We start from the raw sequence: 8,964 nt of genomic DNA, 5'->3' as shown, positions 1-8,964 counted from the left end.
TTCACTTTTTCGCCCATTTCTGTATCGCCAATGTAACTAAGGTGGTTCACTTTTGAACCTAACGCGATATTTGATTTCTTAATTTCGACAAAGTTGCCAACTTTAACCTGCTCTATTAGATTAGATTCCGGTCTTAACCTTGCGAATGGACCAATTTCACAATTTTTCCCGACAGTTGACGATTCAATAACACAATTTGGATGAATTACCGAGTTATCTGCAATAGATGAGTTGATTATCACGTTGTTGGACTCAATACTTACTCCGTTGCCAAGGCTAACCTTCCCTTCGATAACGACATTGACATCAATAACAACATCCTCACCAACTTCCAGCTCTCCTCGCAAATCAAATCTATCCGGATCACGAAAGGTAACACCATTCAGCATTAGCTTTTCGGCTTGTTGCCGTTGGTAGGCACGCTCTAGCTCAGCTAACTGTTTTTTGTTGTTGACACCTTCAATTTCGAAGAGAGAGTCAGGCTGTACTGTGTTGATGGGAACATTCTCCAACGCAGCCATTCCAATAACGTCCGTTAAATAATATTCGCCCTGGGCGTTATTATTTTCCAGTTGTTCCAGCCAGGATTTAAGCTTGCTAGAACCAAGCGCCAACATACCGGTGTTAATTTCTTTTATGCCACGTTGTTCATCATTGGCATCTTTTTCCTCGATGATTTTCACCACATCTCCGGCTTCATTTCGAACAATGCGACCATATCCCGTGGAGTCCGGCAGATTGGCTGTTAACAATCCAAGCGCATCCTGACCTGAAGCTTCAATCAACAACGCTAATGTTTCCTGCTTAATCAGTGGTACATCACCATAGAGTATTAGCACGGATTCATTATCCGGTATGGCTGGCATTGCCTGTTCAACAGCATGACCGGTGCCAAGTTGTTGATCCTGCAAAACCCAATTGACGTCATAGTGGGAAAGCTGTTGCTTAACCAGTTCACCACCATGACCGTAAACTACATGCAAAGACTCAGCATTTAAATTCATTGCAGTTTGAATAACATGCTCCAGCAATGGTTTCCCACCAATGGCATGTAAAACCTTGGGCATAGCAGATCTCATCCGCGTACCTTGCCCGGCTGCTAATATGACAACATGTAAATTGGGACGTTTAGCCAAGTTAGATTATCGTGATATCGTTTAATTAGGGTTGTCAGTTTATAGTTTAAAAAATGACAAATCGAAATTCGTTTATTCTAACACTTGCGAATTACGTGCCGACCATTCTTCCCCCAGGCACCGGGCAGTTTCAGGGATATTAATTCGCCAGTCAAAAAATGCATTGTAACCGAAAATTTGCCGTTAAATCGATGTAATTTAACCGGTTATTTTTGCAAAATTATTACCCACCAAATTTCAGCAATGTAATTCTATAACTATAGCGGACATAAAAAAGGGCGGTTTAATCCGCCCTTCCAATTGGTTACTGCTAAGGTAATACCCTGATTAAGCTTTACCGAGCTTTTTCTTGATCTTCTGAATCGCTTCAATCTGAGCAATAGCATCTGCCAGTTGCGCTTCTGCAGTAGCATAATCCACATCGTCCTTGCGGTCTGCCAAAGCTTTTTCCGCACGTTCTTTTGCTTCCAGTGCTGCAGCTTCATCAAGGTCGCGCGCTCTCTGGGCAGTATCTGCCAGTACCGTCACACCAGTAGGAAGAATTTCAAGCATACCGCCTGATACGTAAAAGAACTCTTCCTCATCATCTTCATTGATGACACGTACTTCTCCAGGTCGGATCTTGGTCAGCAAAGGCGTATGCTTTGGCATTACCCCGACTTCACCCATTACCGCCGGTGCAAAGAACATCTTCGCTGTACCCGAGTAAATCTCGGATTCTGCACTTACAATTTCAACTGTCATTGTGGCTGCCATTGGCGAAACCCTCTACAAGCTCTCTAAATTACGGGTTATACAGACTTGGCTTTTTCCACCGCTTCTTCGATGGTACCAACCATGTAAAAGGCCTGTTCCGGTATGTGATCGTAATCACCAGCAAGAATGCCTTTGAACGCACGAATGGTTTCTTTCATGGGAACGAATTTACCGGGAGAGCCAGTAAATACTTCCGCCACAAAGAAAGGCTGTGACAAGAAGCGCTGAATCTTACGTGCCCGGGTAACCAGTTGCTTGTCTTCTTCAGATAATTCATCCATACCCAGAATGGCGATAATATCTTTCAGTTCTTTATAACGCTGCAAGGTACCCTGTACGCCGCGAGCGACATCATAGTGCTCCTGCCCAATAACCAGGGGATCCAGCTGACGACTGGTTGAGTCCAGCGGATCAACTGCCGGGTAAATACCCAGCTCGGCGATTTGACGTGACAGTACGACAGTCGCATCCAGGTGGGCAAACGTTGTTGCAGGTGACGGGTCAGTCAAGTCATCCGCGGGAACATATACCGCCTGGATAGAAGTGATAGAACCAGTCTTGGTCGATGTAATACGTTCCTGAAGAGCACCCATTTCTTCCGCCAGTGTTGGCTGGTAACCTACCGCAGAAGGCATACGACCTAACAATGCTGATACCTCAGTACCCGCCAGTGTGTAACGATAGATGTTATCGATAAACAGCAATACGTCGCGCCCTTCTTCACGGAAATATTCCGCCATCGTCAAACCGGTTAAGGCAACACGCAAACGGTTACCAGGAGGCTCATTCATCTGACCATAAACCAGGGATACTTTGTCCAGTACGTTGGATTCTTTCATCTCGTGGTAGAAATCGTTACCTTCACGAGTACGCTCACCTACACCTGCGAATACTGAATAACCGCTATGCTCGATCGCGATGTTACGAATCAGCTCCATCATGTTAACGGTCTTACCTACACCCGCACCCCCGAACAAGCCAACCTTACCACCTTTCGCGAAGGGGCAAACCAGGTCGATAACCTTGATGCCTGTTTCGAGAATGTCCGTAGTAGCCGACAATTCTTCAAAAGTCGGAGCTTTACGATGAATCGCCCAGTTATCTTCGGCACCAACATCACCAGCGCCATCAACGGGGTCGCCCAGTACATCCATAATGCGACCCAGTGTTTTTTGACCCACAGGTACTGAGATTGGCGCGCCTGTATTGTCAACGGTCAGGCCGCGCTTCAAACCTTCCGACGCACCCATGGCAATCGTTCTAACCACGCCATCACCCAATTGCTGCTGCACCTCAAGCGTCAGTCCAGCATCCGCGACTTTAAGCGCATCATAAACTTTAGGCATTGCGTCACGTGGGAATTCCACGTCTACTACCGCGCCAATGATCTGTACAATTTCTCCGGAACTCATATTTTTAGTCCTCTTAACAATATCTAATAAATTCTTAGACGGCCGCTGCGCCACTTACGATTTCTGACAGCTCCTGAGTGATGGCTGCCTGGCGTGCTTTGTTATAAACCAGTTCTAAATCATCAATCATACTTCCGGCGTTATCGGAAGCCGCTTTCATTGCCACCATACGCGCAGCCTGCTCACAGGCAATATTTTCCACCAAAGCCTGATAAACCAGGGATTCGATATAGCGCGTCAACAGATCCGTCAGCACTTCTTTGGCTTCTGGCTCGTAAATATAATCCCAATGATGCTCTAATTCCTTGCTTTCCGATTTCTCAATAGGCAGCAGCTGATCCACGCGCGGTTCCTGTGTCATGGTATTCACAAACTTGTTGTAAACCACGTAGAGGCGATCAATTTCGCCATTATCAAATGCGTCCAGCATAACTTTGACAGTACCTATCAGGTCTTCGATTTCCGGCGCATCACCCAGGTGACCTGCATCGGCAACTATTTTACTGCCTAAGCGACGGAAATAACCTGTCGCTTTTGTGCCTACGGTACATAAGTCAATTCCGACACCTTTTTCGTCCCATTTACTCAATTCGTGCACATTGGTTCTGAATAGATTACTGTTCAAACCACCGCACAAACCACGATCACTGGAGATAATAATAAAACCAACACGTTTCACCTCACGCTCTTTCATATAAGTATGCTTATACTCGGGATGCGCATGAGCCAGATGGGAAATAACGTTGCGAATTTTGTCGGCATAAGGTCTTGAAGCACTCATGCGGTCCTGCGCTTTGCGCATTTTACTCGCCGCCACCATTTCCATAGCACGCGTGATCTTTTGTGTGTTCTTAACACTCCTGATCTGATTGCGTATCTCTTTTCCAACTGCCATGGTTTATTCCTTCACTTGTAATTTAAGAGCATTACCAGGTGCTGCTGGATTTAAATTTCTCGATCGCTGCTTTGATCTCTGCGGCAATGTCGTCATTGTAGTCGCCAGTATCGTTAATCTTTTGCAGCAAGTCCGCATTATTGGCTTTGACATAGGCGTGTAACGCAGCTTCAAAATCCACAACTTTCTCAATTTCAACATCATCGAGAAAACCTTCATTAGCTGCATATAGAGAAATAGCCATTTCAGCAATGGTTAGCGGAGAATACTGTTTTTGTTTCATCAATTCCGTAACGCGTTGGCCACGTTCGATTTGATTACGTGTTGCTTCGTCCAGGTCAGAAGCGAACTGGGCAAACGCAGCAAGTTCACGATACTGAGCAAGGTCAAGACGCACACCGCCACCCAGCTTCTTAATGACCTTGGTCTGTGCCGCACCACCTACCCGCGATACTGACAAACCTGCGTTAATCGCCGGACGAATACCGGCGTTAAACAAATCTGTTTCCAGGAAGATCTGGCCATCAGTAATGGAAATAACGTTAGTCGGTACGAACGCCGATACGTCACCCGCCTGAGTTTCGATGATAGGTAACGCAGTTAAGGAACCGGTTTTACCTTTCACTTTGCCATCGGTAATTTTTTCTACGTAGTCAGCGTTGATGCGTGAAGCACGCTCTAATAAACGTGAGTGAAGATAGAATACATCACCTGGATACGCTTCACGACCCGGTGGACGACGCAGCAACAGGGAAACCTGACGATAGGCCCAGGCCTGCTTTGTCAAATCATCGTAAATAATTAATGCATCTTCACCAATATCGCGGAAGTATTCGCCCATGGAACAACCGGAGTATGGCGCAATAAATTGCAAGGCTGCCGAATCAGAGGCACTCGCCGCCACCACAATGGTATGTTCCATTGCGCCATGTTCTTCCAGCTTATGTACCACATTAGCGATACTGGATGCTTTCTGACCCACCGCAACGTAGACACATTTGATACCAGTACCTTTCTGGTTAATGATGGCATCAACCGCAACAGCCGTTTTACCTGTTTGGCGGTCGCCGATGATCAACTCACGCTGGCCTCGACCGATGGGTACCATGGAGTCGATTGATTTCAGACCGGTTTGAACCGGCTGATCGACCGACTGACGCTCAATAACGCCAGGTGCAACTTTTTCGATGGGAGATGTCATTGAAGACTCAATGGGGCCTTTGCCATCGATGGGATTACCCAGGGAGTCAACAACACGCCCCAGCAAACCTTCACCAACGGGCACTTCCAGAATACGACCGGTACACTGAACCTTGTCACCTTCAGTAATGTGCTCGTAAGAGCCCAACACCACAGCACCAACGGAGTCACGCTCCAGGTTCAAAGCCATTCCGTATGTGTTGCCAGGGAACTGAATCATTTCCCCTAACATTACGTCGGACAAACCGTGAATACGAACAATACCGTCAGTAACACTGACAACGGTACCTTCGTTACTGGCTTCGGTCTTTACCTCGAAGTTTTTAATACGTTCTTTTATAAGTTCACTAATTTCTGATGGATTTAATTGCATTGCTTTTTCCTCTCAGGAGCCGACCTAATGTGTAAGCTCAATGGAAAGTTTTTGAATCTGACCTTTTGTGGATCCGTCAATAACCAGGTCACCGGCTTTTATAATTGCGCCACCTAACAAGGTTGAATCCACGCTGCATGATAAGGAAACCTCACGGCCCAGGCGTGCCTTTAATTTCTCTGCGATTTGTTTTTGCTGTGCCGCGCTGACTTCGAACGGCGCAATCACTTCGGCATCAATGGTTTTCTCTTCTTCTGCCCGGAGTTCTTCATACTGGGCTGCAATTTCTGCAAGCATTGGCAAGCGACGATTTTCAGCAAGCAATTTGATGAGATTTTTACCTTCTGCGGTAAACTTTCCACCGCAAACATCTAGAATCAAATTAGCTAACTGTGCCTTGTCAACGTTGGTGTTGCTGATCATAGCCTGCATGTCATCGTTCATGGCGACGGCCGCGGCGGCTTGCAACATATCGGACCATTGTTTCAGTTTCGATTGCTCTTTGGCGAGCGCAAAAACGGCTTCAGCATAAGGTCGGGCTATGGTTGATTTTTCTGCCATGAGATTCCGCCTTAAATTTGTGCCGCCAGATCGCTCAACAATTTGTCGTGAGCCTTGGCGTCAATTTGTTGCTTCAGCACCTGTTCTGCACCGGCAATCGCAATACTTGCCACCTGAACACGCAAATGTTCTTTGGCCTGATTGACTTCACGCTCAATTTCAGCTTCTGCAGCCACCTTGATACGCTCAGCTTCAACCTTCGCATTGTCTTTTGCTTCTTCTTCGATTTCTTTGGCGCGCTTTTGAGCTTGAGCAAGAATTTCTGCCGCTTTCTGCTTGGATTCTTCCAGCATTTCTGCTGATCGTTTCTCAGCGTCTGCCTGTTCCTGCTTGCCTTTTTCAGCTGCAGCAAGCCCATCCGCGATACGCTTCTGACGAGCTTCCATAAGCCCCATCATCGGCTTCCACATCACCTTGTTGACAAACCAGATCAACAGGATAAATGCGAGCATTTGCGCAATGAGTGTTACCGTAATGTTCACTGTGTTCGCTCCTTTTGGCTAAATCCGCTACCTGTTAAAAACATCATCAACGGATACTAAAACCATTAAATATCTTAGCCACCTGCTGCAGTAATAGCTGCCTGCATTGCACCGATGAACGGATTAGCGAACAGGAACCACATCGCGAAAGCCAGGATGATAAAAGGAAAAGATTCCATCAAACCTGCAAAGATAAACATGTTAGTCATTAACTGCGGACGCATTTCAGGTTGACGCGCAATACCTTCCAGGGTTTTTGCACAGATCAAACCCCAACCGATCGCTGAACCCAAACCTGCAGCCGCCAGAATTACGCCAACGCCAACAGCGGTATAGGCATAAATGGTTGCAATCATATCTGGTGTCATTGTTACTCTCCTTAAAGATAAAAAATAATGAAATTAAAATACTAAAACCGGTTTGTTACATCTAAAAATTTGAATTACTTTTTATTATCAATTATGTGTTAGTGGTCTGCTGTATGCGCCATACTCAGGTACACAATGGTCAGCACCATAAAAATAAATGCCTGTAGTGTTATAACCAGGATATGGAATAACAACCATGCCAGGTCCAGTACTACCTGTAACGGGAACCAGATTAAAAGCCCAACACCTAATGTTGCGGCACCACCCAACAGCGCTATCAGCAGGAATACCAATTCACCCGCGAACATGTTTCCGAACAAACGCAAGCCAAGGCTTAATGGTTTGGCCAGTTCTTCAATGGCTGTCATTATGATGTTTACCGGTACTAAAAACTTACCGAAGGGGTGAAACAGGAACATCTTGAGATAACCTACCGGGCCTTTGGCCTTGAGGTTGTAAAATACGATCAGTAGAAAAACGGTGAACGACATTGCAAATGTGGTGCTCAGGTCGGTAGTAGGTACGACTTTCAGATACCCAATTCCAAACCAACTGGCAATGAGTGGTAATAAATCAACAGGGATCAAGTCCATGAAGTTCATTAGCCATACCCAAACGAAGATTGTGAGTGCCATGGGCGCAATCATTGCCGGCGCATTAGGAAAACCATCTTTAATCTGGCCCTGCACGAAATCCAGAATGGATTCCACGAAATTTTGAAACCTGCCAGGAACGCCATCGGTCATACGAGCGACAAGCCGCGCACTGACGAACAGCATTAAAGCACCTAAGAGGAGACTGAAAAATATGGTATCTAGATGAAAAGCCCAGAATCCGACGGCTTTGTGTGTGACAGGATCACAATCAGGTCCAGCACATAAGTTGGTTAGATGGTGTTGAATATACTCAACAGTGCCGCCTCCACCGGAGGAACCTTCTGCTGTTTCAGCTGCTTGACTCAACGTTCAACCCTCAATTTATTTTTAAAAACTTTTACTGCTTGAGTTAACACTGGGTAGCGCGCTCTATGGCTGCGACTTTCCGTTGTATTAGTGTGCTCAAGTTACGCCCAAAGGCCTAAGCGCCTTTGAACCGAGATCCTACCAGGTAACTGAGTTGTGCGAGCGCAAATCCTACGCACATCGCAATGGGATCCAGCTTAAACAGGGCAATTCCCATTGCTAATAAACCGATTACGAGTAAAAACCGTTGCACGGCTCCTACGTAAAGTATCCGCATGCTCTTGCCCGGATTTTCTTTGGCGGCCTCTGTCGCTCTTTTTATACCCCACAATAAAAGTATTGTGATACAGATACTTGCAAGCCCACCATATAAGGCGGCTACTGACTCCCAAGTACCCTTTACGAGAAATACTGCCGCGACGATGACACTTATTATCAGTTGCGTGCTGATTACCCATCGGGCCTTGGCGGCTAATTCGGGCTCAGCTATTTTCAATGCAACTCCGGGTCACTCAGAATCTTATATGCTTTCAGAATGCCGCCGATGAAACCTAAAAGTCCAAAACTTAACAAGAAGATTGGCTGTGTATCGAGTAGTACGTCAACGCCATACCCTAACAAAAAACCAGCAGCTATCATTGACGTTAACAATGACCCTACACTAATTAACAGCAGGCCCGGACCATTGGCTTTTTTCATCGCAGCCGCATCCAAAAATTAGGGGCGCAGTATACCTTTCACGCAATCATTCAGCAAGGGACAAGCCCCTAAAAACCAATTCATTTTTTAAAGACTTAATCCAGTTTATACCCTGCAGGC

At 46.1% G+C, this 8,964-nt stretch carries 11 protein-coding genes; all 11 read right to left on the bottom strand.

The window, feature by feature from the left end:
- On the bottom strand, positions 1–1,136 hold a 1,136-nt coding region (gene glmU / locus ACWVCM_RS05250; protein ID WP_455200667.1), incomplete at its 3' end, for a bifunctional UDP-N-acetylglucosamine diphosphorylase/glucosamine-1-phosphate N-acetyltransferase GlmU.
- Positions 1,137–1,463: 327 nt separating this feature from the next.
- A complete protein-coding gene (locus ACWVCM_RS05245; RefSeq protein ID WP_455200666.1) occupies positions 1,464–1,880 on the bottom strand; it encodes a F0F1 ATP synthase subunit epsilon in 417 nt (138 codons plus the stop codon).
- 47 nt (positions 1,881–1,927) lie between these two features.
- Positions 1,928–3,325 (bottom strand): F0F1 ATP synthase subunit beta, encoded by a 1,398-nt coding sequence (gene atpD / locus ACWVCM_RS05240; protein ID WP_455200668.1) that lies wholly within the window; start codon positions 3,323–3,325, stop codon positions 1,928–1,930.
- Positions 3,326–3,338: 13 nt separating this feature from the next.
- Positions 3,339–4,199: a F0F1 ATP synthase subunit gamma gene (gene atpG / locus ACWVCM_RS05235; protein ID WP_455200665.1), complete on the bottom strand. Its 861-nt coding sequence runs from the start codon at positions 4,197–4,199 to the stop codon at positions 3,339–3,341.
- A gap of 31 nt (positions 4,200–4,230) precedes the next feature.
- On the bottom strand, positions 4,231–5,772 hold the full coding sequence (gene atpA / locus ACWVCM_RS05230) for a F0F1 ATP synthase subunit alpha (protein WP_455200664.1): 1,542 nt from the start codon (positions 5,770–5,772) through the stop codon (positions 4,231–4,233).
- Positions 5,773–5,796: 24 nt separating this feature from the next.
- Positions 5,797–6,333, bottom strand: a complete 537-nt coding sequence (locus ACWVCM_RS05225; RefSeq protein ID WP_455200663.1) for a F0F1 ATP synthase subunit delta — start codon at positions 6,331–6,333, stop codon at positions 5,797–5,799.
- An 11-nt stretch (positions 6,334–6,344) separates the two neighbouring features.
- Positions 6,345–6,815 (bottom strand): F0F1 ATP synthase subunit B, encoded by a 471-nt coding sequence (locus ACWVCM_RS05220; RefSeq protein ID WP_455200662.1) that lies wholly within the window; start codon positions 6,813–6,815, stop codon positions 6,345–6,347.
- Positions 6,816–6,889: 74 nt separating this feature from the next.
- Positions 6,890–7,183, bottom strand: a complete 294-nt coding sequence (gene atpE / locus ACWVCM_RS05215) for a F0F1 ATP synthase subunit C (protein WP_455200661.1) — start codon at positions 7,181–7,183, stop codon at positions 6,890–6,892.
- A gap of 98 nt (positions 7,184–7,281) precedes the next feature.
- The gene (gene atpB, locus ACWVCM_RS05210) at positions 7,282–8,145 is read right to left on the bottom strand and encodes a F0F1 ATP synthase subunit A (RefSeq protein WP_455200660.1); all 864 of its coding nucleotides are present in this window, start codon (positions 8,143–8,145) and stop codon (positions 7,282–7,284) included.
- 115 nt (positions 8,146–8,260) lie between these two features.
- On the bottom strand, positions 8,261–8,641 hold the full coding sequence (locus tag ACWVCM_RS05205; protein WP_455200659.1) for an ATP synthase subunit I: 381 nt from the start codon (positions 8,639–8,641) through the stop codon (positions 8,261–8,263).
- Positions 8,638–8,844: an AtpZ/AtpI family protein gene (locus ACWVCM_RS05200; protein WP_455200658.1), complete on the bottom strand. Its 207-nt coding sequence runs from the start codon at positions 8,842–8,844 to the stop codon at positions 8,638–8,640. Before ACWVCM_RS05200 ends, ACWVCM_RS05205 begins: the two co-directional genes overlap by 4 nt.
- Between the last annotated feature and the right edge of the window lie 120 nt (positions 8,845–8,964).

The sequence above is a fragment of the Kaarinaea lacus genome (assembly GCF_975902315.1).
Note: the sequence above shows the minus strand (reverse complement) of the source record. Positions and strands in the feature narration are given on the sequence as shown.

Coding starts and splice junctions, on each gene's coding strand:
- ACWVCM_RS05245 (WP_455200666.1), bottom strand. CDS start 1,880: ATGACAGTTGAAATTGTAAGTGCAGAATCCGAGATTTACTCGGGTACA.
- atpG (WP_455200665.1), bottom strand. CDS start 4,199: ATGGCAGTTGGAAAAGAGATACGCAATCAGATCAGGAGTGTTAAGAAC.
- atpA (WP_455200664.1), bottom strand. CDS start 5,772: ATGCAATTAAATCCATCAGAAATTAGTGAACTTATAAAAGAACGTATT.
- ACWVCM_RS05225 (WP_455200663.1), bottom strand. CDS start 6,333: ATGGCAGAAAAATCAACCATAGCCCGACCTTATGCTGAAGCCGTTTTT.
- atpE (WP_455200661.1), bottom strand. CDS start 7,183: ATGACACCAGATATGATTGCAACCATTTATGCCTATACCGCTGTTGGC.
- ACWVCM_RS05200 (WP_455200658.1), bottom strand. CDS start 8,844: ATGAAAAAAGCCAATGGTCCGGGCCTGCTGTTAATTAGTGTAGGGTCA.